23 protein-coding genes, 1 tRNA gene and 4 pseudogenes are annotated in these 23,903 nt (G+C 56.1%); 15 read left to right on the top strand and 13 right to left on the bottom strand.

What is annotated here, in order from left to right; all coding sequences use genetic code 11:
• Positions 1 to 64: 64 nt before the first annotated feature.
• The gene (trmJ, locus tag HLB35_RS09730; protein WP_171702417.1) at positions 65 to 844 is read right to left on the bottom strand and encodes a tRNA (cytosine(32)/uridine(32)-2'-O)-methyltransferase TrmJ; all 780 of its coding nucleotides are present in this window, start codon (positions 842 to 844) and stop codon (positions 65 to 67) included.
• 290 nt (positions 845 to 1,134) lie between these two features.
• Here trmJ and HLB35_RS09735 point away from each other — a divergent pair, with 290 nt between their 5' ends.
• Positions 1,135 to 1,929 (top strand): inositol monophosphatase family protein, encoded by a 795-nt coding sequence (locus HLB35_RS09735; protein WP_171702418.1) that lies wholly within the window; start codon positions 1,135 to 1,137, stop codon positions 1,927 to 1,929.
• Between the two features lie 136 nt (positions 1,930 to 2,065).
• Here the strand turns inward: HLB35_RS09735 and secF are convergent, their stop codons facing one another.
• The 5 genes from secF to queA form a co-directional block, all read right to left on the bottom strand.
• The gene (gene secF / locus HLB35_RS09740; protein ID WP_171702419.1) at positions 2,066 to 2,989 is read right to left on the bottom strand and encodes a protein translocase subunit SecF; all 924 of its coding nucleotides are present in this window, start codon (positions 2,987 to 2,989) and stop codon (positions 2,066 to 2,068) included.
• Positions 2,990 to 3,023: 34 nt separating this feature from the next.
• On the bottom strand, positions 3,024 to 4,880 hold the full coding sequence (secD, locus tag HLB35_RS09745) for a protein translocase subunit SecD (RefSeq protein WP_171702491.1): 1,857 nt from the start codon (positions 4,878 to 4,880) through the stop codon (positions 3,024 to 3,026).
• Between the two features lie 134 nt (positions 4,881 to 5,014).
• The gene (yajC, locus tag HLB35_RS09750; RefSeq protein ID WP_171702420.1) at positions 5,015 to 5,341 is read right to left on the bottom strand and encodes a preprotein translocase subunit YajC; all 327 of its coding nucleotides are present in this window, start codon (positions 5,339 to 5,341) and stop codon (positions 5,015 to 5,017) included.
• Between the two features lie 75 nt (positions 5,342 to 5,416).
• Entirely contained in the window at positions 5,417 to 6,535 is a 1,119-nt protein-coding gene (gene tgt / locus HLB35_RS09755; protein WP_479694263.1) for a tRNA guanosine(34) transglycosylase Tgt, read from the bottom strand.
• Between the two features lie 78 nt (positions 6,536 to 6,613).
• Entirely contained in the window at positions 6,614 to 7,645 is a 1,032-nt protein-coding gene (queA, locus tag HLB35_RS09760) for a tRNA preQ1(34) S-adenosylmethionine ribosyltransferase-isomerase QueA (RefSeq protein ID WP_171702422.1), read from the bottom strand.
• A 140-nt stretch (positions 7,646 to 7,785) separates the two neighbouring features.
• Between queA and HLB35_RS09765 the strand changes: the two genes are divergently transcribed.
• Both HLB35_RS09765 and HLB35_RS09770 read left to right on the top strand, forming a co-directional pair.
• Positions 7,786 to 7,872 (top strand) — tRNA-Leu (locus HLB35_RS09765).
• Positions 7,873 to 8,042: 170 nt separating this feature from the next.
• Positions 8,043 to 8,417, top strand: a complete 375-nt coding sequence (locus HLB35_RS09770) for a RidA family protein (protein WP_171702423.1) — start codon at positions 8,043 to 8,045, stop codon at positions 8,415 to 8,417.
• 13 nt (positions 8,418 to 8,430) lie between these two features.
• Here HLB35_RS09770 and HLB35_RS09775 read toward each other — a convergent pair.
• Together HLB35_RS09775 and HLB35_RS09780 are read right to left on the bottom strand one after the other, a co-directional pair.
• Positions 8,431 to 9,293, bottom strand: a pseudogene (locus tag HLB35_RS09775) (MurR/RpiR family transcriptional regulator).
• Entirely contained in the window at positions 9,274 to 9,507 is a 234-nt protein-coding gene (locus HLB35_RS09780; RefSeq protein ID WP_171702424.1) for an EAL domain-containing protein, read from the bottom strand. The pseudogene HLB35_RS09775 and the gene HLB35_RS09780 overlap by 20 nt, the downstream one beginning before the upstream one ends.
• Positions 9,508 to 9,816: 309 nt before the next feature.
• On the opposite strand from HLB35_RS09780, the gene HLB35_RS09785 reads away from it, so the two are divergent.
• The 12 genes and pseudogenes from HLB35_RS09785 (at position 9,817) to lpxL (ending at position 20,603) form a co-directional block, all read left to right on the top strand.
• Positions 9,817 to 11,004, top strand: coding sequence for a GNAT family N-acetyltransferase (locus HLB35_RS09785; protein ID WP_171702492.1), 1,188 nt, complete (start codon positions 9,817 to 9,819; stop codon positions 11,002 to 11,004).
• A 140-nt stretch (positions 11,005 to 11,144) separates the two neighbouring features.
• Positions 11,145 to 11,501, top strand: a complete 357-nt coding sequence (gene ftsB / locus HLB35_RS09790; RefSeq protein ID WP_171702425.1) for a cell division protein FtsB — start codon at positions 11,145 to 11,147, stop codon at positions 11,499 to 11,501.
• Positions 11,498 to 12,196: a 2-C-methyl-D-erythritol 4-phosphate cytidylyltransferase gene (gene ispD / locus HLB35_RS09795; protein ID WP_171702426.1), complete on the top strand. Its 699-nt coding sequence runs from the start codon at positions 11,498 to 11,500 to the stop codon at positions 12,194 to 12,196. The genes ftsB and ispD overlap by 4 nt, the downstream gene beginning before the upstream one ends.
• A 37-nt stretch (positions 12,197 to 12,233) precedes the next feature.
• A complete protein-coding gene (gene ispF / locus HLB35_RS09800) occupies positions 12,234 to 12,716 on the top strand; it encodes a 2-C-methyl-D-erythritol 2,4-cyclodiphosphate synthase (protein WP_171702427.1) in 483 nt (160 codons plus the stop codon).
• Positions 12,713 to 13,795 carry a tRNA pseudouridine(13) synthase TruD gene (gene truD, locus HLB35_RS09805; protein WP_171702428.1) on the top strand — a complete coding sequence of 361 codons (1,083 nt, stop codon included), beginning with the start codon at positions 12,713 to 12,715 and terminating at the stop codon, positions 13,793 to 13,795. The genes ispF and truD overlap by 4 nt, the downstream gene beginning before the upstream one ends.
• A gap of 14 nt (positions 13,796 to 13,809) precedes the next feature.
• A complete protein-coding gene (gene surE / locus HLB35_RS09810) occupies positions 13,810 to 14,559 on the top strand; it encodes a 5'/3'-nucleotidase SurE (RefSeq protein WP_171702429.1) in 750 nt (249 codons plus the stop codon).
• Positions 14,543 to 15,223 carry a protein-L-isoaspartate(D-aspartate) O-methyltransferase gene (locus HLB35_RS09815; protein ID WP_171702430.1) on the top strand — a complete coding sequence of 227 codons (681 nt, stop codon included), beginning with the start codon at positions 14,543 to 14,545 and terminating at the stop codon, positions 15,221 to 15,223. Before surE ends, HLB35_RS09815 begins: the two co-directional genes overlap by 17 nt.
• Before the next feature lie 38 nt (positions 15,224 to 15,261).
• Positions 15,262 to 16,189 (top strand): annotated as a pseudogene (locus tag HLB35_RS09820) (DUF368 domain-containing protein).
• Between the two features lie 8 nt (positions 16,190 to 16,197).
• Entirely contained in the window at positions 16,198 to 17,214 is a 1,017-nt protein-coding gene (locus tag HLB35_RS09825; RefSeq protein ID WP_171702431.1) for a peptidoglycan DD-metalloendopeptidase family protein, read from the top strand.
• Positions 17,215 to 17,405: 191 nt separating this feature from the next.
• A complete protein-coding gene (rpoS, locus tag HLB35_RS09830) occupies positions 17,406 to 18,383 on the top strand; it encodes an RNA polymerase sigma factor RpoS (protein WP_171702432.1) in 978 nt (325 codons plus the stop codon).
• A gap of 181 nt (positions 18,384 to 18,564) precedes the next feature.
• Positions 18,565 to 19,682: pseudogene (gene alr, locus HLB35_RS09835) on the top strand (alanine racemase).
• A 6-nt stretch (positions 19,683 to 19,688) separates the two neighbouring features.
• On the top strand, positions 19,689 to 20,603 hold the full coding sequence (lpxL, locus tag HLB35_RS09840) for an LpxL/LpxP family Kdo(2)-lipid IV(A) lauroyl/palmitoleoyl acyltransferase (RefSeq protein ID WP_171702433.1): 915 nt from the start codon (positions 19,689 to 19,691) through the stop codon (positions 20,601 to 20,603).
• A gap of 113 nt (positions 20,604 to 20,716) precedes the next feature.
• Here the strand turns inward: lpxL and speD are convergent, their stop codons facing one another.
• The 5 genes and pseudogenes from speD to HLB35_RS18380 all read right to left on the bottom strand — a co-directional run bounded on the left by speD (position 20,717) and on the right by HLB35_RS18380 (position 23,833).
• Positions 20,717 to 21,511 (bottom strand): adenosylmethionine decarboxylase, encoded by a 795-nt coding sequence (gene speD / locus HLB35_RS09845; RefSeq protein WP_171702434.1) that lies wholly within the window; start codon positions 21,509 to 21,511, stop codon positions 20,717 to 20,719.
• A 161-nt stretch (positions 21,512 to 21,672) separates the two neighbouring features.
• Positions 21,673 to 22,092 (bottom strand): OsmC family protein, encoded by a 420-nt coding sequence (locus HLB35_RS09850; RefSeq protein ID WP_171702435.1) that lies wholly within the window; start codon positions 22,090 to 22,092, stop codon positions 21,673 to 21,675.
• A 61-nt stretch (positions 22,093 to 22,153) separates the two neighbouring features.
• A pseudogene (gene murU, locus HLB35_RS09855) lies at positions 22,154 to 22,815 on the bottom strand (N-acetylmuramate alpha-1-phosphate uridylyltransferase MurU).
• Positions 22,812 to 23,357 carry a phosphotransferase gene (locus HLB35_RS18375; protein WP_328731490.1) on the bottom strand — a complete coding sequence of 182 codons (546 nt, stop codon included), beginning with the start codon at positions 23,355 to 23,357 and terminating at the stop codon, positions 22,812 to 22,814. The pseudogene murU and the gene HLB35_RS18375 overlap by 4 nt, the downstream one beginning before the upstream one ends.
• Complete coding sequence (locus HLB35_RS18380; protein WP_328731492.1) at positions 23,315 to 23,833, bottom strand: phosphotransferase; 519 nt, start codon at positions 23,831 to 23,833, stop codon at positions 23,315 to 23,317. Before HLB35_RS18380 ends, HLB35_RS18375 begins: the two co-directional genes overlap by 43 nt.
• Positions 23,834 to 23,903: the final 70 nt, after the last annotated feature.

Consider the following 23,903-nt stretch of genomic DNA (forward strand, 5'->3'; position numbering starts at 1 on the left):
AAAAGGATTTTAAAATGAATTAAGTGTTTATGGTGAGGGCAGTGGCGCTGCTATTCAAGCCAGCTCATTCGTGTGTCGATGGGTTGTCAGGGGTCGTCTTTGTCCTGGCTGCCTGCTTTTCGGTGGCGGTCAATATGCCACGCAGGATATTCAGCTCTATCTGTTCTGGCCGGGCGCGCAGGTAAAGTCTGCGTAAACGTGCCATCAGCTGGCGTGGTTTTGCCGGATCATGAAACTCGATGGCAACCAGGGTGCGCTCCAGGTGCTCAAAATAGCGTTCCAGATCAGCGTGAGTGGCCAGGGTGTCATCGTGCTCGTCAGACGAAAGCTCAGGCGCTTGGGTTTGTGTTGCCAGCCAGGCCAGGCGACATTCGTAGGCCACCACCTGCACGGCAGCGGCAAGGTTGAGTGAGCTGAAGTCAGCGTTGGTGGGGATGTGCACATGGGCATTGCAGCGCTGCAGTTCGGCGTTGGTCAGGCCGCTATCTTCGCGCCCGAACACCAGTGCCACCCGCGAACCAGACGGCTGGCACTCTGAGGGCAGACGTTCCGCCAGCTCCCGTGGTGAGACCATCGGCCAGGGCAGGGTGCGCGAGCGGGCACTGGCACCCACGGTGAAGGTGCAGTCAGCCACGGCGTCTTCGAGATCTGCGTGAATACGAGCATTATGCAGCAGATGATCCGCGCCAGAGGCGCGTGAAATACTCTCCTGATGAATCACCTCGCAGCGTGGGGCGACAAGGGCAAGGTCGCTTAGCCCCATATTGTGCATGGCGCGGGCAACGGCGCCGATATTGCCAGGGTGGCTGGTACCAATCAGAACAATGCGCAGACGATCAAGCATAATAGGATCCGCGTTAGGAGCAGGTGAAGGAAATGGCGTTGATGAGCTGATAAACGGGGCTAGCGGTTATGACTCAAGTAAATGACGGGTCAGGTAAAATTCTAGCACGAATGACGGCCGATGCTATAAAGCGCATGGCGAGCCGGTGGGGGCTCTGTTAGAATGCGCCCCCACGACGGCAGCGTATTGTGCCGTTGACGATATTCGTTCTTTAACATTTCTGTTCTTTAGCGCCGCTCTTGAAAACCCGTTTTCAAGGGCAGGCCGGAAGTTCGCATAAAGGCCCTCTCATGAATCCAATGGTTCAGTTTACCCTGCGTGCTGCGCGTAGCGCCGTCGAGCAATTTTTACGTATCCGTGAGCGCATTGAAAACGCTCACGATGAAGCCAACCTTGAGCGTTTGCTTGAAGAAGCCGCACGCAAGGCTGAAGCCACCATCGTGCAGCAGCTCGAGCGTGGTTACCCTCAGCATGGCCTGGTAGGCCGTTACACTGACCATAAGAAAGGCGTGGATGAAGGCGCAGATGTCGTCTGGAAAATCGAGCCCATGCACGGATATTCCAATCTGGCCGTAGCGGGCAAAGGTTTTGCGCTGTCAGTCGTATGTCTGGTGAAGAACCGCCCTGAACATGCGGTCATCCTCGCCCCCTTTGCTGATGACGAATACATCGCCAGCCGTGGCCGGGGTGCTCAGTACAACGGTAAGCGTATGCGGGTCAGCAAGCCGACGGCGGTGGCTGGAACGCGCAGCGCCATGAGCCTGCCGGAAAGCTCGCTGCGCTCGCGTCATTTACCTGCCTACCTGACGCTTACCCAGCAGCTGGCACCGCAATTGGAAACCCTGGTGGCTACAGGCAGTGGTTTGCTGGACATTTGTGAAGTAGCCACCGGTCGCGTTGATAGTGCCTTTGTGCTGGGCATCGAGGAACAGGATATGCAGGTGGGTACTCTGCTGCTCAAAGAGGCCGGCGCACTGATCGGTGCCCCGGACGGCAAGCCGACAATCAGTGCAGAAGGTTTGTTGATGGCCGCTGGCCCGCGCCTTTACAAGGCACTGATCAAACAGTTAGCGCCGCACTTCTGAAACGCTGCTGATAACCGTTTGGCGGGTTAGCTTTATGCCCATGAAAAACGCCCTGTGGAGTCTTACTCCGCAGGGCGTTTTTGTAGGCGCTTGATGGCTCGTTTTACTGGCCATCAAGCGTCAGGTCAGGCCTGATTCAAGGCAGTTCATCTTCCTCGTCAACATCTCTGCGCGCAGGGATCAGGTCTTCGCGCTTGAGCTTCAACGGCAGCAGCAAGGCACCTGAAATGTAGATGGAGGAGAATGTGCCAATCACCACGCCAATCAGCAGGGCCAGGGCAAAGTTCTCGATCATGTCGCCGCCCAAGAGCAGCAGGGCCAGTAACACCAGCAAAGTAGTACCTGACGTGGCCAATGTACGCGATAGCGTGGCGTTGATCGCTTCGTTGAAAATGGCCGGCATGTCGTCGATCTGCGAGGTGCGGATGGCTTCACGAATGCGGTCATAGACAACAATGGTGTCGTTCAGCGAATAGCCGATCACTGCCAGGATGGCGGCCAGGACGGTCAGATCAAACTCGATGTTGAAGAGCGCAAAGATGCCGATAACAATAATCACGTCATGCAAAAGCGCCATCAGTGCGCCAATCGCAAACTTGTATTGAAAGCGAAAGGCCACATAGAGCATCACCACGCCAAGGGCGACCAGCATGCCCATGCCGCTCTGGTCGCGCAGTTGATCGCCCACCTGGGCGCCAACAAATTCAGCACGTACAAGATCCACTTGTGTGCCGCTGTCGCGCAATAAGCTGACTACCTGATCGCCCACGTCCGGGTCGAACGCCTGCTGCAGGCGAATCAGCACCTCAGTGGAAGCACCAAAGGTCTGTACGGCAACATCGCGAAAACCCTGCTCTTCGAGCAGTTGGCGAATGGCGTCCAGTGAGGGAGCGCTTGCGTAACGTACTTCAATTAAGGTGCCGCCAGTAAAGTCCAGCCCCAGGTTGAGCTGTAGGGAAAAGGTCGCAATGACCGAGATCACCAGCATCACCGCTGACACAATAAAGGCCAGTTTGCGGCGGCCCATGAAGTCGATCTGCCTATCCGTGATGGGTTTCATTATTACCTCTTGAAATCTGTGCCAAACGCTGAGATCAGATCCACAGCTTTTTAACGGGTTTGCCGCCGTAGGTCAGGTTCACCATGGCACGTGTGACCAGCAGCGCAGTAAACAGTGAGGTCAGGATGCCGATGGACAGCGTCACGGCAAAGCCCTTGACCGGCCCGGTGCCGATTGAGAACAGGATGATAGCCACCAGCAGGGTGGTGATATTGGCATCCACGATAGAGGTGAAGGCGCGCTCATAACCTGCGTTGATCGCCTGCTGCACCGATAAACCATTACGCAATTCTTCGCGTATACGTTCGAATATCAGTACGTTGGCATCCACGGCCATACCGAGTGTCAGTACGATGCCGGCAATGCCGGGCAGGGTCAGAGTAGCGCCAAGCATTGACATGACGGCTACCAGCAGGGTGAGGTTGAGCGCCAGTGCCACGTTGGCAAACACGCCAAACATCTTGTAACGCACCAGCATGAACAGCACCACCAGTAGCAGGCCGATCTGTACGGAAAGAATCCCACGCTCGATATTTTCCTGGCCAAGGCTTGGGCCAATAGTGCGCTCCTGGGCGAAGTAAATGGGCGCCGCTAATGAGCCTGAACGCAGCAGCAGCGCTAGGTCAGCTGCTTCATTGGCAGAATCAAGCCCGGTAATCCGGAAACTGTTACCCAGCGCGCTCTGAATAGTCGCCAAGCTGATCAGGCCGCGCTCAACATAAGGGTCGCGCACCGTGGTTTCTTCACCGGTCTCCGGGTCAGTGACGGTGCGTTCTTCGCTCTTGTGCTCAATGAACAGCACCGCCATGTTGCGCCCAATATTGGTGCGCGTGGCACGGTTCATCAGGGTGCCGCCGGTGCCATCCAGGTCGATGTTGACCTGAGGACGTCCGTTTTCATCAAAGCTGTGGTTGGCACTGGATACCCGGTCGCCAGTAATGATCACATCGCGCATCAGGGTGGCGGTGCGGCTCGGATCATTGCGGAAGGTGTGCTCTTCGGTTTCCTGTTCAGGGGTATCCGGGCGCGCCTCAAGGCGGAATTCAAGATTGGCAGTGGCACCGACAATCCGCTTGGCGGCCGTGGTGTCCTGAACCCCGGGCAATTCGACCACAATCTGATTGGGCCCCTGGCGCTGCACCAGCGGTTCGGCAACCCCCAGTTCATTGACGCGGTTGCGCAAGGTGGTCAGGTTCTGGTTGATGGCGTAATCCTGAATCTCGGTGACGGCCTGCTCGCTCATGGTCATGAGCAGGCGAGCGCCGCGACCATCGCCTTCACTGGTGTATTCGAACTCCGGGAATTCACGGCTGATCAGGGTACGTGCCTGCGCGCGGTCTTCGGCATTAACAAACGTCAGGGAAAGCGTGCGCCCGTCAATCTCGGTATCCCGGTAGCGAATACGCTCATCGCGCAGCAGCTCACGCATGGCGCTGGCGTTGACTTCAAGGCGCTGGGTTACCGCTGCCTCCATATCCACTTCAAGTAGAAAGTGGACGCCACCGCGCAGATCAAGCCCCAGTGTCATGGGCGATGCTGAAAAAGCGCGCAGCCAGCTAGGCGTGGCTTCTGCCAGGTTGAGTGCGACGGTGACGTCATCACCTAGCTGCTCGCTGATCAGTTCGCGGGCGGCTAGCTGGTCACTGCTGTTGCGTAGCCGGATTAACCACTGATCACCGCTGGCTTCGGTGGATTTAACACGGATATCGTTGTCGGTAAGCGTAGTTTCAATGCGTTCGATATCGTCTTGGTTTAGAGTGCTGTCAGCCTGGCGAGTGCTGATCTGTACGGCGGGATCTTCAGGAAACAGATTGGGAAGCGAATAAATAAGGCCGGCCACTAGAATGACCAATATCAGAAGATACTTCCACAGGGGGTAACGGTTGAGCATGCAAGCCCTGCCTTCAGTGTCAAACGGAATGCCGTGCATTGCCTGGGCAACGCACGGCATGGTTCATCATCTTTCTGACTCTCTCACCCCTGCCGGGGTGGCTGGCACCTGTTCGGCAGGGGCAAAAGGGCAGATCAGATGGACTTAATGGTTCCCTTGGGCAGCACAGCGGCAATGGCATTCTTTTGCACATTGACCTCGGTGCCTTCAGAGACTTCCAGGGTAACGAACTCATCACTTACCTTGGTGATACGCCCCACCAGACCACCGCCAATGACAATCTCATCACCTTTGTCGATACTGTTGATCAGCTGTTTATGCTGCTTGGCGCGTTTTGCCTGAGGGCGCCACAGCAGAAAATAGAAAATCAGCACAAAGCCAACCAGCATGACGATCTGAGCAATACCGCCGCCGGCGGCTGCTTCCTGAGCGTGGGCTGGGGAGATAAAGAAATCCAGCATGAATGCAACTCCTGAGTTTATTAATCACGGTGAGTGGGAAAGCCCAAGCGAAGTGCGCCACATGCGCACTTCGCCCTAATTTTGGTTGGGAGGCACTGGTAAACCACGTTCAGCGTAAAAATGCTCCACAAAGGTCGTCAATGTACCCGCTTCGATAGCCGCGCGCAAATCAGCCATGACGCGCTGATAATAACGCAAATTATGAATGGTATTGAGCATGGAACCCAGCATTTCGTTGCAGCGATCCAGATGATGCAGGTAGCCACGCGAAAAGTGCTGACAGGTATGGCAATCACAGCCCTCTTCAAGCGGCCCGGTCGCAAAGCGATGCTTGGCGTTGCGGATCTTGACCGTGCCATGACGGGTAAACAGATGGCCGTTGCGGGCATTGCGAGTGGGCATCACGCAATCAAACATATCAACGCCACGCCGCACGCCTTCTACCAGATCTTCTGGCTTACCGACGCCCATTAGGTAGCGGGGTTTATCGTCCGGCATCCAGTCAGGCAGGTAATCAAGCACCTTGATCATTTCTTCCTTGGGTTCGCCGACCGAAAGTCCGCCAATTGCCAGGCCATCAAAACCGATGTCCAGCAGGCCTTTCAGTGAGCGCTCGCGCAGTTTTGGGTACATGCCGCCCTGAATGATCCCGAACAGTGCCGAGGGTGAATCGCCGTGGGCATCACGCGAGCGCTTGGCCCAGCGCAGCGATAGCTGCATGGACTTTTCAGCTTCCTCAAAGGTGGCCGGGTAGGGGGTGCATTCGTCAAAGATCATCACCACATCCGAGCCCAGCGAGCGCTGCACGGCCATGGACTCTTCTGGCCCCATAAACACCTTGGCGCCATCGACCGGCGAGCGAAAGTGAACGCCCTGCTCGGTAATCTTGCGCATTTCACCCAGCGAAAATACCTGAAAACCGCCGGAGTCGGTCAGGATGGGTTTGTCCCATTGGGCAAAGTCATGCAGGTCGCCATGGGCTTCAATCACATCAGTGCCGGGGCGCAGCCAGAGATGGAAGGTATTGCCGAGAATGATTTCCGCGCCAATCTGCTTGACTGACTCAGGTGTCATGCCCTTGACGGTACCGTAGGTGCCCACCGGCATAAAGGCTGGGGTTTCTACCGTACCGCGCGGGAAGTGTAGGCGCCCGCGACGAGCACGGCCGTCGCTGGCGAGGCGCTCAAAGCGCATAAAGCATTCATTTCGCATCAGGTAACTCGTCAAATTCTCGGTTAAGGCGATAGGCGTGGCTGAACGAGATAACAGTGATCAGCGCGTCAGTAGCATGGCATCGCCATAGCTAAAGAAGGCATAGCGCTCTTCAACGGCTGTTTGATAGGCCCGCATGATGGTGTCATAACCGGCAAACGCCGATACCAGCATCATCAAGGTAGATTCAGGTAAGTGAAAGTTGGTAATCAAGGCATCAACACAACGCCATTGATAGCCGGGATAAATGAAAATATCGGTATCACCGGTTAGTGGCGCAATGCTGCCATCCGCAGTCTGGGCGCAGGCACTTTCCAGGCAGCGCACACTAGTGGTGCCGACGGCAATCACCCGTTTGCCCGCTGCCTGGGCGTCGTGAACCTGCTGGCAGGTGGCTTCAGAAACGTCAACCCATTCGCTGTGCATATGGTGCTCGCGAATATCGTCAACCCGCACAGGCTGGAAGGTGCCAGCGCCAACGTGGAGGGTGACAAAGGCGCTCTTAATGCCTTTTTCAGCCAGGGCATCAAGCAGGGGCTGGTCAAAATGCAGCCCCGCTGTGGGGGCAGCAACCGCGCCATCACGGCGAGCGTACACGGTTTGATAACGCTCACGGTCGCTCAGCTCATCCTCGCGGGTAATATACGGCGGCAGCGGCATATGGCCGTGCTTTTCCAGCAGGGCGATCATGGGTGTCTCACCCAGAAAGCGCAGCTCAAACAGGGCGTCGCGACGCCCTTCCACCACGGCATGAATATCGCCTTCAAAGATCAGCTCGGTACCCGGTTTGGGAGACTTGCTGGAGCGTAGATGGGCCAGGCCGCGGTAGGCATCCAGCGGGCGTTCGAGTAGCATTTCGACCTTGCCGCCGCTGGCTTTCTGGCCGTGTAGCCGTGCCGGTATTACCCGGGTGTCGTTGAAGACCAGCAGATCACCAGGCTCAAGGATCTCCAGTAGATCGGTAAAGCGACGGTGCGCCAAACCACCATCCTGAGCGTCTACATGCAACAGGCGGCAGTCGCTGCGCTGCTCGGAAGGATAGCGGGCAATCAGCTCTTCAGGAAGCTCGTAGGAAAAATCGGCACGCTGCATGACGAAGCTCTTTCGATGAAAACAGGGCGCACAGGATAGCGCTTTAGTCCTATAAAGTCAGGCAGGAAAGTAAAGCAGGCAGGTAAAAAACGGCCAATGTGATTGACCTGCAAGGTAGATAACGTATAATGCGCCTCGTTGCCGGTGTGGCGGAATTGGTAGACGCAGCGGATTCAAAATCCGCCGCCTTTACGGGTGTGCCAGTTCGAGTCTGGCCACCGGCACCAACTAAAGCAAATTAGATACGATTTATGCAAACGAATTCAAAAGCCTAGCGTTACATCGCTGGGCTTTTTCGTATCTGTAAGATTTTTATGTTGCGTTTCTGGGTGCGCCGCCGGTATTTCTGATAGGCAGGAAGCTGGTGATTTACGATGTTTTTCAAGGAGTCAGAGTTATGTCAACGGCAACCAATGCCATTACGCGTCACGATACCAAGGCACGTATGAGTCGTGCGGTTATCCATAATGGTGTGGCCTATCTATGCGGCCAGGTGGCAGGGCCGGAAGCCCGCGAAGGGGATATTACCGAGCAGACACAGAGTATGCTGGCGCGAGTCGATGCGCTGCTCAAGGAAATTGGCTCCAGCCGTGAGCAACTTCTTAGTGCAACCGTTTACCTGAAAGACGGTAATGATGTTGCCGCCATGAACGCCGTCTGGGACGCCTGGGTGCCAGAAGGTTATGCGCCAGCCCGTACCTGTGTCTGCGCGCCGCTACCGGCGGATGAGCTTAAGGTGGAAGTTACCATTACCACCGCCGTCAATGCCTGAAGCCTTCAGCTGATTACCCACCCGCTTTCTTGATCGGGAAGCGGGTGTCACGCAGGCTGTCTTTGATTTTCTTGAGGTGGGGCAGGAAGTCTTCGCCGCGGCGCAGGGTGACGCCAGTTGCCAGTGCGTCAAGTAGGGTCAGCTGGATCATCCGTGAGGTCATAGGCAGGTAGTGGTCGGTATCTTCCGGGGTCGCCACTTCCAGGGTCGCGGTGCATTCATTGGCCAGCGGTGAGGCGGGGGCGGTAATGCCTAGTACCACAGCACCGGCTTCACGGGCGACGCGGGCAATATCGACCAGTTCACGGGTGCGCCCGGTGTAGGAAATCACCACCACGACATCACCTGTATGGCAGGCAGCCGCCACCATACGCTGCATCAGCACGTCCACATAGGCCATTACCGGCAGGTTGAAACGAAAAAACTTGTGCTGGGCATCCTGAGCCACGGCGCCTGACGCCCCTAGGCCAAAAAATGAATCTGCTTGGCTTGGGTCAGGTAATCCACCATACGTTCGATGGCTTGCATATCGACAGCGCGACGCGCTTCGTCCAGGGCGGCAATGGTGGCGTCAAAAATCTTGTCGGTATATTGGCTGGCGGAGTCATCAGGCTCAACCGCACGGGTGACATAAGGTGTGCCGCCTGCCAGGCTCTGGGCCAGTTTGATCTTGAAGTCGGGAAACCCCTTGGCCCCGAAGTTGCGGCAAAAACGGTTGACGGTGGGCTCACTGACGCTGGCCGCTTGGGCAAGGCTTGCGATGCTCAGGCTGGTGGCGGAGGTGGGATCTTCAAGAATTACGTTGGCGACCTTGCGCTCGGAGCGGTTAAGTTCTTCCAGACGTTGGCGTAAACGCTCAATCAGGTCGTGAGCCATTCAGTGTGTCTCCGTTTGATGTGATGGTTGGTGTCCATTGCGCGCACCATCGCGCAAACTCTACAGCAGGCAGTGGGCGAGAGTAATAGTAGCCTTGGCCAACCTCGCAGCCAATGGCACTTAAATAGTGTGCTTGACCAGCGGTTTCGATGCCTTCTGCAACAACGTACCTCTCAGCTATTTTTGCCGAGTGTATAATAGTAAGTAAAAGCACTCATCTGAATTGATAGATTAACAACATTTCGCCCTATTCGCATGGGCCGCTCATGGTCTATCGGCTATTTATAAGGTGACGCTGTTGTCGTCTATGATTGTTATCTTAAGTCGCCGAGTGGCGCATTGAAAACACAGTTGCATAAAAGTATAACTAATATTATAGGCTGTATGAGTCTTGTCAAAAATGTCGCCAGCGGCGACGATGAAAGGGTCTGATGGTTTTTCAGCGATGCTGACGGCATCATTTCATCTGAGCATGGCGCCATTCTGGCGGAGGCAATTTATGTCACAAGGCAGCGAGCTACCGATGTCGACATCCACTCGCCTGACGGCAGGTGCGACAGAAGAATCCCTGGTATGCGTTTCCCTGGCCAGTATTAACGATGTAGCTGCCAGTCAGTGGGACGCGCTGGTGGATGCTGACCAGCCGTTTCTGCGTCATGCCTACCTGCAGGCGCTGGAAGCCAGTGGTTCGGTTAGTGAAAAGACCGGCTGGGTGCCTGCCCATCTGGTTGTCTGGCAGGGCCAGACGCTTGTCGGGGCCATGCCTTTTTATCGTAAATACCATTCCTACGGTGAGTATGTCTTTGACTGGGCATGGGCGGATGCTATTGAGCGTGCTGGCGGGCGTTATTATCCCAAGGCATTGAGTGCCATTCCCTACACGCCGGTGCCTGGGCAGCGCATTTTGGTGGCGTCAGAGCTTGCGGTTGACGGCGTGGTTGAGGTGCTCGCCGGTGAGCTGAAACGCATCTGCGATGAAGAGGTGCTTTCCAGCTGGCACTTTCTGTTTGGCAGTGCGGCCGATGTCAGCGCTTGGCAGCGCCAGTGGCCCGAGCTAATGGCCCGTGAGGGCGTGCAGTTCCAGTGGCACGATGCGGATTATGGGGATTTTGATGGCTTTCTGGCAGCCCTGACGTCCAAACGGCGCAAGATGATCAAGCGCGAACGGCGCCTGGTCGCCGATCAGGGCCTTACCCTGCAGCGGCTGGAAGGCGAGGCGATTACGCCGCTAGCGTTGGTACACTTCTATCGCTGCTATTCGATTACCTACCATGAGCGTGGTCGCCCACCGTATCTGAACCTGGACTTCTTTCAACGCTTGCATAACGCCATGCCTGATGCCCTGATGCTAGTACAGGCCAGCCTAGAGGGAAGGCCGGTAGCCGCCGCTCTTTATCTGAAAGGCAGCCAGAGTCTGTATGGGCGCTATTGGGGCAGTGAAGTGGTAGCGGACTGTCTGCACTTTGAGGCGTGTTATTACCAGGGTATCGAGTATTGCCTGGAGAACGGCCTGAGCCTGTTTGACCCGGGCACCCAGGGCGAGCACAAGCTGGTGCGAGGCTTTCACCCCCAGCGGCTGTGCTCGTTACATTATGTAGCGCACCCTGGCCTTGAAGCTGGTGTAGCGCAGTTCTGCAGAGAAGAAGCCCAGCATGTTAAGGCATACCGCCAGGCGGCGCTGGATGCTTTACCGTTCAAAGTACCCGGATAATGGCGCACTTGAAAGCCAGCTGAAAGGGGTTGGTGGCTCGCTGCTAGCCCTGCTTGGTGGCATAATGCTGGCCACCAGGCGAAGACGCCGCTTGATTCAGGCAATCAAGCGGTGCAGTTGATAATCAGGTGGATGGCAATATGCACAGTAGTGAAAAGGAAGACACAAAAATACGCCGATGGCCAGCCCGAAAATGGTTGGTCGTAGTGCTTTTCGTGGTGTTCGCGCTGCTGCAATACCAGCTCTGGTGGGGAACGGGTGGCTGGTATGACCTTAAAAAGGTCGAGCAGCGGGTCGCCGATCAGGAAGCCTTCAATGCGCCGCTAAGGGATCGCAATGCGCGGCTGAGCGCCGAAATTGCGGATCTTAAAACCGGCCTGGATGCTATTGAGGAACGCGCGCGCAGTGATATTGGCATGGTGCGTTCGGATGAGCAGTTTTTCTGGGTACCCGGCGTGACGCTGGATGACTTTCCACAGATGAGGAACCCTGAGTGAGCGAGACCACCTGGCTTGTGGTGCCCGCCGCTGGCCAAGGCAAGCGTATGGGTGCAGAGATTCCCAAACAGTATCTTACCTTGCAGGGAACGCCGATTCTGGCGCTGACCCTGCAACGCCTGTACGCAGCGTTGCCGGATGCCCGACTGGTGCTGTGTCTGGATACCCAGGATCACTGGTTTGCGCCGAGTTGGGTGCCCTTTGAGCACTGGCAGCGGGTGCCGGGCGGTACAGAGCGTATGGATAGCGTGCTCAACGCCTTGCAGACATTGAACGCCGCAGAAGATGATCTGGTGCTGGTGCATGATGTGGCCAGGCCCTGTGTCGCTGTGGAAGACCTTAAAGCCGTGGAAAAAGCCGCCCGTGACAACACCAGTGGCGCCTTGCTGGCGATGCCGGTGGCCGACACCATGAAGCGTGCCGCGGCCTCAGGCAGCATTGCCCATACCGAGTCGCGTGAAAGCCTTTGGCATGCGCTGACGCCCCAAGGGTTTCGCTATGGCCCGCTTCGACGCGCCCTCGAGCATGCCCGGGCCCATGCCACCCAGGTGACTGACGAAGCCTCGGCGCTCGAAGCCATGGGTGAGTTTCCGCAGCTGATTAGCGGGCGGCGCGATAACATCAAGGTCACTCACCCGGATGACCTCGCCCTGGCAAGCGCCATTCTGAATGCTCAAAAGCATGCATATATTTAAAAAATGACCCTTATTTCAACGTATTCAGGAGACTGTCATGCGCATCGGCCACGGCTTTGATGTTCATCGTTTTGGGCCGGGAGACCACCTGGTGATCGGCGGTATGAAGCTGCCGTTTAATGCAGGATTTGTTGCCCATTCAGACGGCGACGTACTGCTGCATGCCATTGCTGATGCCCTGTTAGGTGCCTGTGCGCTGGGGGATATTGGTCACCATTTTCCTGATACCGACCCCGCCTATCAGGGTGCGGATAGTCGGGTTCTGTTGCGCAAGGTCAATGCACTGGTTAGCCAGGCAGGCTGGCAGTTGGGCAACCTGGATGCCACCCTGATGGCCCAGGCGCCCAAGATGGCGCCACATATCCACGCCATGCGTTCGGTGATTGCAGAAGATCTTGATGTCGAGCTGGATCAGGTCAGCGTCAAGGCCACAACGACGGAGCGCCTGGGGTTTACCGGGCGTGGTGAAGGAATTGCCGCAGAAGCGGTGGTGCTGTTGCTGCCCCGGAGTGCTGAATGACTGGCCTTCCCGTCTGGCCGCGCTATCTGGACGCTACCCTGGGCGCCCCCAGCCCCGCCAGCTTCCGCCTCTCACCAGAAGATTTCAGGGTCGATGAACAGCTTGATTTCAAGCCGGAAGGGCAGGGCGAACACCTCTGGCTGCGGATCGAAAAACGCAACCAGACCACCTTGGAAGCGGTCAGGCAGCTTGCCCGGCTGTGTAATGTCTCGCCCAAGGTGGTGGGCTATTCGGGTATGAAGGATCGTGTGGCAGTGACGCGCCAGTGGCTAAGTGTTCAACTGCCTGGCCGAGATGCGCCTGATGACTTGGCTGCACAGCTGGCCACCTTGGGTATCACTGTGCTGGAGCAGGCGCGTCACCCGCGTAAGCTCAAGCGCGGCGTACATCGCACCAACCGCTTTATTTTACGCTTGCAAGGCGAAGCGGTTGAACAGCATGACTTCCATGCCCGCTGGGAAATGCTTTGCCGTGAGGGCGTGCCCAATTACTTTGGGCCGCAGCGTTTTGGTGCCAACGGGCGTAACCTGCAGCGTGCTGAAGCCCTGTTAGCGCGAGGCTGGCGCAAGCGTGACGATCGTCAGGGCATGTTGTTGTCCTGCGCGCGGAGTTTTCTGTTCAATGAACTGCTTGGCCAGCGGGTGGCCAGCGGCGATTGGCAGACGCTGCTTGAGGGCGATACGGTCATGCTTGAGGGAACCCATAGCCTGTTTCGGGTTGAACAGCCAGATGCCACGCTGAATGAACGGGCGGCGAAGTGTGATATTCACCCGACTGGCCTGCTTTGGGGCGCTGACTTCAGTGCAGATCATTCAGTGGCCCAGCGTCTGGAAGCCGCCCTTGCCGAGCGCCACCCTGTCCTGACTGCCGGGCTTGCTCAAAGCGGTGTCAAGTCGGCAAGACGTGCGCTGCGCGTATGCCTTGATGCGCCTGCACTGGAACGCGGCCAGCGCAATGACGAGGTGGTGGTGAGCTTTTCCTTGCCACGCGGTGCCTTTGCGACCGCAGTACTGAGTGAGTTGATCACCCAACCTGATGTGGCAAATACTGATACGCTAGCAGGTATTAACAATATTTAATCAGGAGAAAACCAATGCGGCGATTGCTGCTTTCTAACGATGATGGTGTTCATGCCCCGGGGCTGCGAGCCTTGCACGATGCGCTCACGCCGCATGCCAATTTACGTGTTGTGGCACCGGATCGTGATCGCAGTGGCGCCAGTAACTCGCTAACGCTCTCGCGTCCGCTGCTGCTCAGCGCGCTGGATAACGGTTTTTACAGCGTGGATGGCACGCCGGCCGATTGCGTTTACCTTGGTGTGAATGGTGTCTGGGATGAAAAACCTGATCTGGTGATCTCAGGTATCAATCATGGCAGCAACCTGGGCGATGATGTGCTCTATTCCGGCACAGTAGCGGCGGCGATGGAAGGGCGCAATCTGGGTATGTCGGCCATTGCCATGTCGCTGTGTGGCGAGCGCCACTTTGCCACGGCGGCCCGCGTCGCATCAACGCTGGTAGGCGCTGCGGATCAGCTTTCCCTTCCGCCGCGTACGCTGCTCAATGTCAACGTGCCTGATTTACCGTGGAGCGAAATTCGTGGCGTTAAAGTCACCCGCATGGGCTATCGCGGCCCGGCTGAAAAACCACTGGCCATGCAGGACCCGCGTGGGCGTACCCGCTATTGGATTGCCGCTGTAGGCGCTAACGCTGACGACGGTGAGGATACTGATTTTGCTGCTATTGAGGCCGGTTTTGTCTCGATTACTCCTCTGCAGACCGATCTGACGCGCCATACGGCGTGCAGTGATGTACAGGACTGGTTGGATGCCTTTACAGCCTGAAATATCACCCCTTGAACTGCGTGGCCGCGGGATGACGTCTCAGCGTACCCGTGATCGGATGGTCGATCGATTAGCGCGCCAGGGTATTCGCGATGAGCGTGTGCTCAACGTCATGGCTCAGGCGCCGCGCCACCTGTTTGTTGATGAAGCTCTGGCGCATCACGCTTACGAAGATGCGTCCCTGCCCATCGGCTTTGGCCAGACCCTTTCGCAGCCTCTGACCGTGGCGCGGATGACAGAACTTATCCTGCGTGAAGCGCCAAAGCGAGTGCTGGAGCTGGGTACCGGTTCCGGGTATCAAACCCTGGTGCTTTCCAGCCTGGTGGATGAACTTTACTCGTTGGAAAGAATCCAGATACTCCACGAACGCGCTGTACAACGTCTGGCGCGGCTTAAGGTGCAAGCCAATCTTGCTGTGGCAGATGGCAATCACGGCTGGCCAGACGCTGCCCCTTTTGATGTCATCCTGCTGACTGCCTGTGCCCAGACGTTATCAAGTGAGCTGCTGGAACAGTTGCGTGATGGTGGTGTACTGATTGCGCCCATCGAGGACAGTAGCGGTAGCCAGTGGCTAACCCAGGTGCGTCGGGTAGGCAGTGTGTACGAAAAACGTCGATTAGAGCCGGTTCGGTTTGTCCCGCTACTGCAAGGAGTAGTGAATTGAAGCGCGAGAGGTTAGCTATTTTCCTGAAAGGGGTTGGCATGGGTGCCGCTGATGCAGTACCCGGCGTATCAGGCGGAACCATCGCCTTCGTCACCGGCATCTATGAGCAGTTGATCTATACCATCCGTCAGTTTGGCCCAAGCGCCTGGGGGGCCTGGCGAGAGGGTGGTATCAAGGGACTCTACGCGCATCTTAATCTGGCGTTCTTATTGCCTTTGCTGGCGGGTGTGGCGGCGAGTCTGGTCAGTGTTGCGCACCTGGCATTGTGGCTGATGGAAGCCCACCCTCTGTTGTTGGATGGCTTCTTTTTTGGCTTGGTCGCGGCGTCAGCGCTGGTGGTACATAACGCCATGAGAAGTTGGAAGTTTTGGTATCTTTTGCCGCTAACAGCCGGCTTGCTGCTGGGTCAAGGCGCTGCCTGGTTTAATGCCAACGGTGTTGCTACTGGGTAATGAAAACCTAGTGGTGATGGTAGCCGGTGCCATTGCTATCAGCGCCATGCTGTTACCAGGGGTGTCAGGCAGTTTTCTGCTTCTGACCATGGGGCTTTATGGCACCATCATGCAGGCGATTCGCGGTTTTGATCTGGCGGTGATCGGTCTGTTTGGCGTCGGCTGTCTAATTGGGCTGGCATTGTTTTCACGCCTTTTAGCCTGGTTGTTCAAACGTCAGCACGATGCCACCATGCAGTTACTATTAGGGTTTATTATTGGTTCGTTGCCGATTCTTTGGCCCTGGCGAGAGCTGGTAGGCTATCAGCTAGGCCCGGACGGCCAAATGATTCCCCTGGCATTTCGTTATCTGATGCCGAGCGAGTATGCCGTCCTGATCGGCGATTCGTCCCAATTGGGAACAGTCATCCTGTTGATGCTGGTGGGCGCTCTTCTGGTAGTAGGCTTGAACTATCAGGCGCATAATTCACCGTCTTCATTATCAAGCGATCAATCAGGCGCTAACAAGGAGTAGTCACCTCAATGCGTAAAATGTTTCTTTTATCGGCGCTTGCCTTTGCTGTTGCCGGTTGCGCAAATCACCAGGGAGTCCCGCAAGTACGTGATATCAGCGAGGTGAGGCGCCACCTGAATGCCGATGGCCAGTACACGGTGGCGCAAGGCGATACCCTTTACGGTATTGCCTGGCAGCAAGGCCTGGATTACCGCGAGCTTGCAGCCCTCAACGATATTGAACCGCCCTATAACATCTACCCTGGCCAGCAGCTTGTGCTGCGTTCGTCGGGTGCTGAAGTCGACCGCGAAGTCACTCAGGTATCGCAATCGGCGCCCGTGGATGGCGAGGCAGGTGAATCCTCCGGCGCGGTGGCCACAGGTATTGGTGAAACGCCTGTACAGGTTGCCGCTAACGCTCAGGAGGTCGACTGGCTGTTGCCCGATGAACCGACGTCCGAAGAGACAGCTCAGGATGATGAAGCGATCGGTGCGCAAGTCGAACCAGAGCCAGAGCCTACAGAGACTGAATCACAAGTAACGCAGTCAGACGCATCTGAAAGACGACAGCCAGATAGGCCAGAGACTCAGCCTGAAACCGAAACGCAGGTGAGTGCCCCTTCTACCCAGCAGGCGTCAGTGGATCGCAGTGAACGGACGTATACACCGGCAGAGAATATTGAATGGCAGTGGCCAGCAGATGGTGAAGTTGTTGGTACCTTTGGCGAAGGCGGAAGCATTACCGCTGGGATTGATATCGCAGGGCAAAAGGGGCAATCTGTAAAAGCAGCCGGGCCAGGGATTGTCGTGTATGCGGGTAGCGGTGTGCGAGGTTATGGCAACCTTATTCTTATCAAGCACAATGACGAGTATCTGTCTGCGTACGCTCACAATGATACGCTGCGAGTGAAGGAAAATGATGTGATTGAAGGCGGTGAAGTCATTGCTACCATGGGAAATAGCAGCGCAGAAGAAGCAAGGCTGCATTTTGAAATCCGCAAGGACGGTCAGCCTGAAGACCCTTTGACGTATTTACCCGGGCGGTAATCATTCTGTCAGCATTCCAGTGCATCATTCAGCTTCGGCCTTTCACACAGCACATAGCAAAGATAATTACTATAAAACCAGCTTCAAGCGTTCGTGCGTCAAGTAGAAATTTGCACCTTCGGGATATCAACGCTCATTTCTGTAATGATAAGCCCGATGGCATAAACAAGGTGAGATGATGGGGGAGAGCGATGAGCATGCTGGAACAGGATCTTCAGGACATAGACCTGAATGCTGTGGAAGAAGCCTTGGGTGAAGTAGACGACGAGGCGGTTGCTGCTGAAGAAGAAGCCTTCGAGAAAGCCTTGGGTCGAGAAGGTAAAGCACCTCGTCAGAGCCTGGATGCTACACAGATTTATCTTAACGAAATCGGCTTTTCGCCACTACTGACACCGGAAGAGGAAGTTTATTACGGCCGTCTGGCGCGCAAGGGAGATCCGCTTGGGCGTTCGCGGATGATCGAATCCAACCTGCGTCTGGTGGTCAAGATTGCTCGGCGCTATCTGAATCGTGGGTTAACTCTGTTGGACCTGATTGAAGAGGGTAATCTGGGGTTGATTCGGGCCGTCGAGAAGTTTGACCCGGAGCGCGGCTTTCGTTTCTCGACTTATGCCACCTGGTGGATTCGTCAGACCATTGAACGCGCTCTGATGAATCAGACGCGCACCATCCGCCTGCCCATTCATGTTGTCAAAGAGCTCAATATCTATTTACGCGCCGCCCGTGAGCTGACCCAGAAACTGGATCATGAGGCAACGCCGGAAGAAATTGCCGAACATCTGGATAAACCGGTAGAAAGCGTCAAGAAGATGTTGGGTCTCAACGAGCGGGTTTCCTCAGTGGACTACCCCATGGGCGGTGATAGCGATAAGCCCCTGCTGGATACGCTGACGGATGATGAAGATCACGGGCCTGAAGCGCTACTGGTCGACGGAGATGTGAAAGCCCATGTTGATCATTGGCTCAGCGAGCTGAGTGAAAAGCAGTGTGAAGTAGTGGTTCGGCGTTTCGGACTGCGCGGCCATGAAGCCGCTACTCTTGAAGACGTCGGCGCGGAAATAGGTTTGACCCGTGAGCGTGTCCGTCAGATTCAGGTAGAAGCACTCAAGAAACTGCGCCGCTCGCTGGAAAAACAAGGGCTTTCGTTGGACGTTATTTTCGAAAGCTGATTCTAGTTTAGTGGTTTTCACCCTGCTTGATGCTTTTACTTGGTTTAAATGACTGTCTGCTACCCGCTGCCATGCGGGTAGTGGCGTGTATAATGGCAGCAAGGGACAAGCCAGCGGCAGCAATAGTGCCTTGCCAAGCTTGCGATCCTGGCGTTGTCAAAACCCTGCTGTGAGAAAGCGTATGCGCCCTTTAGTGGCTAAAATCGACCTTGACGCCTTGCGTCATAATTACCGCTTGGCCTGTGAGTGCGCACCCCACAGCCAATCAGTTGCTGTGATCAAGGCGGACGCCTACGGCCATGGTGCGGTTGAATGCGCCCGTGCATTGGAAGGCCTGGCTCCGGCGCTTGCTGTGGCCTGTATTGAAGAGGCGCTCACCTTACGTCACGCAGGCATCCAAGCGCCGATTGTGCTGCTTGAAGGTATTTTTGAGGCTTCAGAGCTGGCGCTGGTGGATGAACATCGTCTGTGGATGGCGGTGCATACCGATTGGCAGTTGGAAGCACTGCTGGCGTTTACGCCGCGCCAGCCGATTCCTGTATGGCTGAAAGTTGATTCTGGCATGCATCGCTTGGGGTTCTCTCCTCAGCGCGCCGAGCAGGTATGGCAGGTGCTCTCACAGGCACCTCAGGTAACAGCACTGCATCTGATGAGCCATTTTGCTTCTGCAGATGCCGAGGATGCAGGCTATCTGCAGCAGCAGATGACGACCCTGCAGGCGCTGGCAGAGCGGCTGAATGCCCCCTGTGTCTGGCCAACTCGCCCGCTACCCTGGCCCATCCTGTTGCCCATGGTCGCTGGAACCGCCCAGGCGTCATGCTGTATGGCAGCGATCCACTGGAGATGCCAAACGCCATATCGCGCCAGCTAGCACCTGTGATGACATTGCGCTCTGAAGTAATGGCGATCCGTGAGCTGGAAGCCGGTGAGCCGGTGGGCTATGGCGGCCGCTGGCGAACGCCGGGGCGAGCGCGAATTGCCGTGGTCGCGGGTGGCTATGGCGATGGCTATGACCGTCATGCTGTGGATGGTACCCCAGTGCTGGTAGAGGGTCAGCCAGCCAGGATTGCAGGCAAGGTATCCATGGATATGTTAACCGTGGATATCACCCATTTGCCTGATACGCGCATTGGCAGTGAAGTGGTGCTGTGGGGTCGGGCGGCCAATGGAGCGGTATTGCCGGTTGATGATGTCGCCCGCTACTGCGATACCATCAGCTATACGCTGCTGACCGGTATCCTGCCGCGTGTGCCGCGTCGCTATCAGAGTGCTTCGTCGCCTTCACCCACTGTATTGTAAACAGCCATGGCCAAATCAGCTTTCCCGCGTGCGTATTTTCATCCCCGTTACTGGAGCACCTGGCTGGCGATAGCCGCCATGTATACGGCTGCCTGGCTGCCCTGGCCAGTGAAGATAGGCGGTGGGAAAGCCATTGGGCTATTGGCTTGGCGTTTGGCAAAACGTCGCCGACGGATTACCGAAACCAATATTGCCCTGTGCTTCCCTGACAAAACCACCGCTGAGCAGGCTCAACTGGTCAAGGATACGTTTATTGCTAACGGTATTGGTCTGGTCGAGACGGCCACGGCCTGGTGTCGGGATGCGGAAGATCTGCGTCATCGGGTGAGCCGGATTAACCAGGATCACCTTTCCAGGGCGCTGGCTCGCAATCAGGGCGCTCTGGTGATAGGTATCCACTTTTCGACGCTGGATCTGGGCGGTGCCCTGCATTCACTGTTTTACTCAGCGGATGCGGTTTATCGGCCGCATAACAACCCGCTATTTAATCATTTCATGACGCAGGCACGCTCGCGTACCTTTGGCCGGACCATCCACCGCCATGATCTGCGCGGCGTGGTGCGTCAACTTAAAGCCGGGCGTATCGTATGGTATTCGCCGGACCAGGATTTCGGGCGTAATGCCAGTGTGTTTGCGCCATTTTTTGGCAACCAGGCAGCAACCATCAAACTGACCGCCAAAATTGCCCGTATGACCGGCGCGCCAGTGGTGCCGATGATGTTCCACCGCAACCCCGATAACCGCACCTATACCATCGAGTGGCTCCCCGCGCTGGAAAACTTCCCCAGCGGCGATCAAGTGGCCGATGCTACCCGCATCAATGCCATCATTGAGCAGGCCATTCGCAAACACCCCGAACAGTATCTCTGGCTGCACCGCCGCTTCAAGACCCGCCCAGAAGGCGAAGAGAAAATCTATTAGACTGCATTGTTTGAACAGCTATTGACAGTACCACGATTGCCAACGCGAAAAGCCGGGCCGCCATATTTGGCGGCCCGGCTTTTTCAGGTCTTGATGTCGCTATAAGGCAGGCGCTAGGACATGTTACGGGAATAGAAAATTTCCAACATTTCCTTGCGCAGGCGGCTTTCGATATCGCGGGCTTCCTCGAAAGTGATATCGCGCCGTGAGGTGCCGAACAGGTAATTATCCAGGTCGAAATCCTTGAGCAGCATCTTGGTGTGGAACATGTTTTCCTGATACACATTCACATCAATCATCTGGTAGGCCTCTTTGGTATCGTTGGCCAGATAATCCTGAATTGAGGTGATCTCGTGGTCGATAAACAGCTTTTTGCCGTCTACATCCCGGGTAAAACCGCGCACCCGATAATCCATGGTGACAATATCGGAATCAAAGCTGTGAATCAGGTAATTCAGGGCTTTTAGCGGGCTGATATGGCCGCAGGTGGAAACATCAATATCCAGGCGGAACGTGCTGATGCCGTTGTCCGGGTGGGATTCTGGGTAGCTATGCACTGTGACATGGCTTTTATCCAGGTGTCCGACCACGGTTTCCGGCAGTGGTCCCGGGCCGGGCTCAATCTGCTCCAGGGCCGATTCTTCCAGTTCATGCTCTGCAATCAGAATGGTGACGCTGGCACCGTGGGGCTCATAGTCCTGACGGGCGATATTCAGCACATGAGCACCAATGATATTGGTCACATCCTTGAGAATCTGAGTCAGGCGTTCAGCGTTATATAGCTCATCGATATAATCGATATAAGCAGACCGCTGTTCTTCGGTCTTGGCATAACAGATGTCGTAGATATTAAAGCTCAAAGAGCTTGTCAGGTTGTTAAACCCGTGGAGTCGGAGATTATCTGACATGTCCGAGCCTCCTTATGGCGGATGAAGACACCCCGACGAGCCAGCGCCGGAACCGGTTCACTTGTTGTGCGGTTAAACGCCGTTAAACACAAGCGCGCGTATTATGCCCAGCTGAACGCCATGATGCACCCAGCGAGCCAATATTTTGCGTTGGAAACTTGTCAGGCGGCGACGATTTCAAAGGAATGCGTGATATCAACGCCCCCGTTGACCAGCATGATAGAGGCACTGCAGTATTTTTCGGCAGAAAGTTCAACCGCGCGCTGTACCTGTTTTTCCTTGAGGTTGCGGCCAGAGACCACGAAATGCACGTGGATACGAGTGAAGACCGACGGTGTGCTGTCGGCACGTTCGGCTTCCAGCTGGGCAACGCAATCGGTGACATCAGCCCGAGCTTTGTCGAGAATGTTGAGCACATCAAAGGCGGTGCAGCTGCCCATGCCCATCAGCAGCATTTCCATCGGGCGCGGGCCGGTGTTGCGGCCACCGTGTTCGGGTGGGCCGTCAACCACCACGCTGTGTCCGCTGCCGGATTCAGCGACAAACTGGCGGCCATCTGTCCATTTAACTTGTGCTTTCACGTGTTAGGCTCCATCGGTTGGTGAATCGTGAGTTGTGAATCGTGAGTTGGGCAGTGAGTCGTTAATTGCGGCTGAGCTGTTGATCAAGAGCAGTGAGCCGTTGGGGGTGCCAACATCAACCCATTGTCCGCTAAAGTGTTCGCCGCTGACACGCCCTTGCTGCATGGCGGCTTTCAGCACAGGGGCTAGTGCAAAGGCACCTTCTGGTTGATGGGCCAGCAATGCAGGATGAAGAATGCTCAACCCCGAAAAGGTCAGCTTTGGCTGGCCGTCGATTTGAACGCGGCCATTATCCAGACGGAAATCGCCTTCAGGATGATGATCAGGGTTATCCACTAGCATCAAGTGAGCAAGGTCGTCGTCCTGCAAGGCTCGCTGCTTGGGCAGTGCTTCGCACCATACATCGCCGTTAACCAGTAAAAAAGGCGCCTCGCCGAGAAGCGGCAATGCCTGGCGAATGCCGCCCCCGGTTTCCAGTGGCGTCGTTTCACGGCTGAAACGCAACGTGAGGCCGTATTGGCTGCCGTCACCCAGCGCCGCAATAATCTGCTCTGCCAGATGGCTGACGTTAATCACCACTTCCTTGATGCCTGCCTGCTTAAGGCGTTCTAAATGATGCACAATCAACGGCTTGCCAGCCACAGGCAACAGCGGCTTGGGACAGGTATCCGTCAGCGGGCGCATCCGTTTACCCAGTCCGGCCGCAAGAATCATGGCTTTCATGTTGACTCCGTTGAAGCTGTCTCGGCGCAGCGCTGAAGAAGGGCCGGGCGCAGCTGCTCGCTAACCCATTGGGCGAAGCCAGCATGTTCTGGCAGCGCCGCAAGGCTGTCTTCCAGATGATCAAGAAAATGCGGTAGACGGGCCAGATAGCCCGACTTGTGATCACGCAGCGTTAAACGGCAGAAAATCCCCAGCACCTTGAGAGAACGCTGGGCGGCCATGGCCTGGCACTGACCCAGGAAGGCGGTTTCATCAATGCTTGAGGTCAAGCGACCATCCTGGCGAGCGCGCTGATAGAAGCGCTGAACGGCATCGGCAAACTCTTCGGCACTGAAGCGCCAGTAGCGACCTCGCAGCAGGGAGATCACATCGTAGCTCAATGGCCCAGCCACGGCATCCTGGAAATCAATCATATACAGCTTTTCACAATGCACCATCAGGTTCATGGCATCGAAATCCCGATGGACGCTGACAAAAGGCTGGGCCAGTGCCTGTTCAATCAGGGCGTTGCGTACTGAAGGCCACTCGGCAGGAGTCGGCATGGATAGCCATTGCTCAAGGCACCAGGTCGGGAAAAGATCAAGTTCACGGCCGAGCAGTTCGGCATCATAGCGTGGCAGTGGCTCGGGGAGGCACGGTTCTGTAGTTCGCCAATCAGTGTCAGACCATTGTGGATGTGATGGTGAACGCTGACCGAATCATTAAAGCAGTGCTGTAAGGGAGTGTCACCGAGATCTTCAAGCAGTAGAAATCCGTCTTCAAGGTTACTGGCCAAAATATCCGGAACCGGAAGCCCACCGGCCTGCCATTGCTTGGCGATCGTTACAAACGGCGTTGAATCTTCCTGTTCCGGTGGCGCGTCCATCACTACCTGAGTAGTGCCGTCGGGCAGGGTCAGGCGAAAATAATGCCTAAAACTGGCGTCGCCCCCTGCCTCCTGCAGGTTGATTTTATCCATTTCAAGGCCGTGCTGCTGGGCAGCCCAGCGGGTAAGGTCGTTCATTCGCAATGAAGACATGCAAGCTCCTGGCTGGTCGGGCATTATGCTAGCTGTATAATACCGATTCTCGATGCCAAGGATAATGATT

Source organism: Vreelandella azerica, assembly GCF_013112225.1.
Taxonomy (GTDB): domain Bacteria; phylum Pseudomonadota; class Gammaproteobacteria; order Pseudomonadales; family Halomonadaceae; genus Vreelandella; species Vreelandella azerica.

Excerpts from the sequence above, each read along its gene's own strand:
- queA (WP_171702422.1), bottom strand. The coding sequence starts at position 7,645 with ATGCAGCGTGCCGATTTTTCCTACGAGCTTCCTGAAGAGCTGATTGCC.
- surE (WP_171702429.1), top strand. The coding sequence starts at position 13,810 with ATGCGGCGATTGCTGCTTTCTAACGATGATGGTGTTCATGCCCCGGGG.
- HLB35_RS18380 (WP_328731492.1), bottom strand. The coding sequence starts at position 23,833 with ATGTCTTCATTGCGAATGAACGACCTTACCCGCTGGGCTGCCCAGCAG.
- secF (WP_171702419.1), bottom strand. The coding sequence starts at position 2,989 with ATGAAACCCATCACGGATAGGCAGATCGACTTCATGGGCCGCCGCAAA.
- trmJ (WP_171702417.1), bottom strand. The coding sequence starts at position 844 with ATGCTTGATCGTCTGCGCATTGTTCTGATTGGTACCAGCCACCCTGGC.
- HLB35_RS09735 (WP_171702418.1), top strand. The coding sequence starts at position 1,135 with ATGAATCCAATGGTTCAGTTTACCCTGCGTGCTGCGCGTAGCGCCGTC.
- speD (WP_171702434.1), bottom strand. The coding sequence starts at position 21,511 with ATGTCAGATAATCTCCGACTCCACGGGTTTAACAACCTGACAAGCTCT.
- HLB35_RS09770 (WP_171702423.1), top strand. The coding sequence starts at position 8,043 with ATGTCAACGGCAACCAATGCCATTACGCGTCACGATACCAAGGCACGT.
- ftsB (WP_171702425.1), top strand. The coding sequence starts at position 11,145 with ATGCACAGTAGTGAAAAGGAAGACACAAAAATACGCCGATGGCCAGCC.
- HLB35_RS09815 (WP_171702430.1), top strand. The coding sequence starts at position 14,543 with ATGCCTTTACAGCCTGAAATATCACCCCTTGAACTGCGTGGCCGCGGG.
- yajC (WP_171702420.1), bottom strand. The coding sequence starts at position 5,341 with ATGCTGGATTTCTTTATCTCCCCAGCCCACGCTCAGGAAGCAGCCGCC.
- ispF (WP_171702427.1), top strand. The coding sequence starts at position 12,234 with ATGCGCATCGGCCACGGCTTTGATGTTCATCGTTTTGGGCCGGGAGAC.
- HLB35_RS09825 (WP_171702431.1), top strand. The coding sequence starts at position 16,198 with ATGCGTAAAATGTTTCTTTTATCGGCGCTTGCCTTTGCTGTTGCCGGT.
- rpoS (WP_171702432.1), top strand. The coding sequence starts at position 17,406 with ATGAGCATGCTGGAACAGGATCTTCAGGACATAGACCTGAATGCTGTG.
- truD (WP_171702428.1), top strand. The coding sequence starts at position 12,713 with ATGACTGGCCTTCCCGTCTGGCCGCGCTATCTGGACGCTACCCTGGGC.
- secD (WP_171702491.1), bottom strand. The coding sequence starts at position 4,880 with ATGCTCAACCGTTACCCCCTGTGGAAGTATCTTCTGATATTGGTCATT.
- HLB35_RS09785 (WP_171702492.1), top strand. The coding sequence starts at position 9,817 with ATGTCGACATCCACTCGCCTGACGGCAGGTGCGACAGAAGAATCCCTG.
- HLB35_RS18375 (WP_328731490.1), bottom strand. The coding sequence starts at position 23,357 with ATGCCGACTCCTGCCGAGTGGCCTTCAGTACGCAACGCCCTGATTGAA.
- tgt (WP_479694263.1), bottom strand. The coding sequence starts at position 6,535 with ATGCGCTTTGAGCGCCTCGCCAGCGACGGCCGTGCTCGTCGCGGGCGC.
- lpxL (WP_171702433.1), top strand. The coding sequence starts at position 19,689 with ATGGCCAAATCAGCTTTCCCGCGTGCGTATTTTCATCCCCGTTACTGG.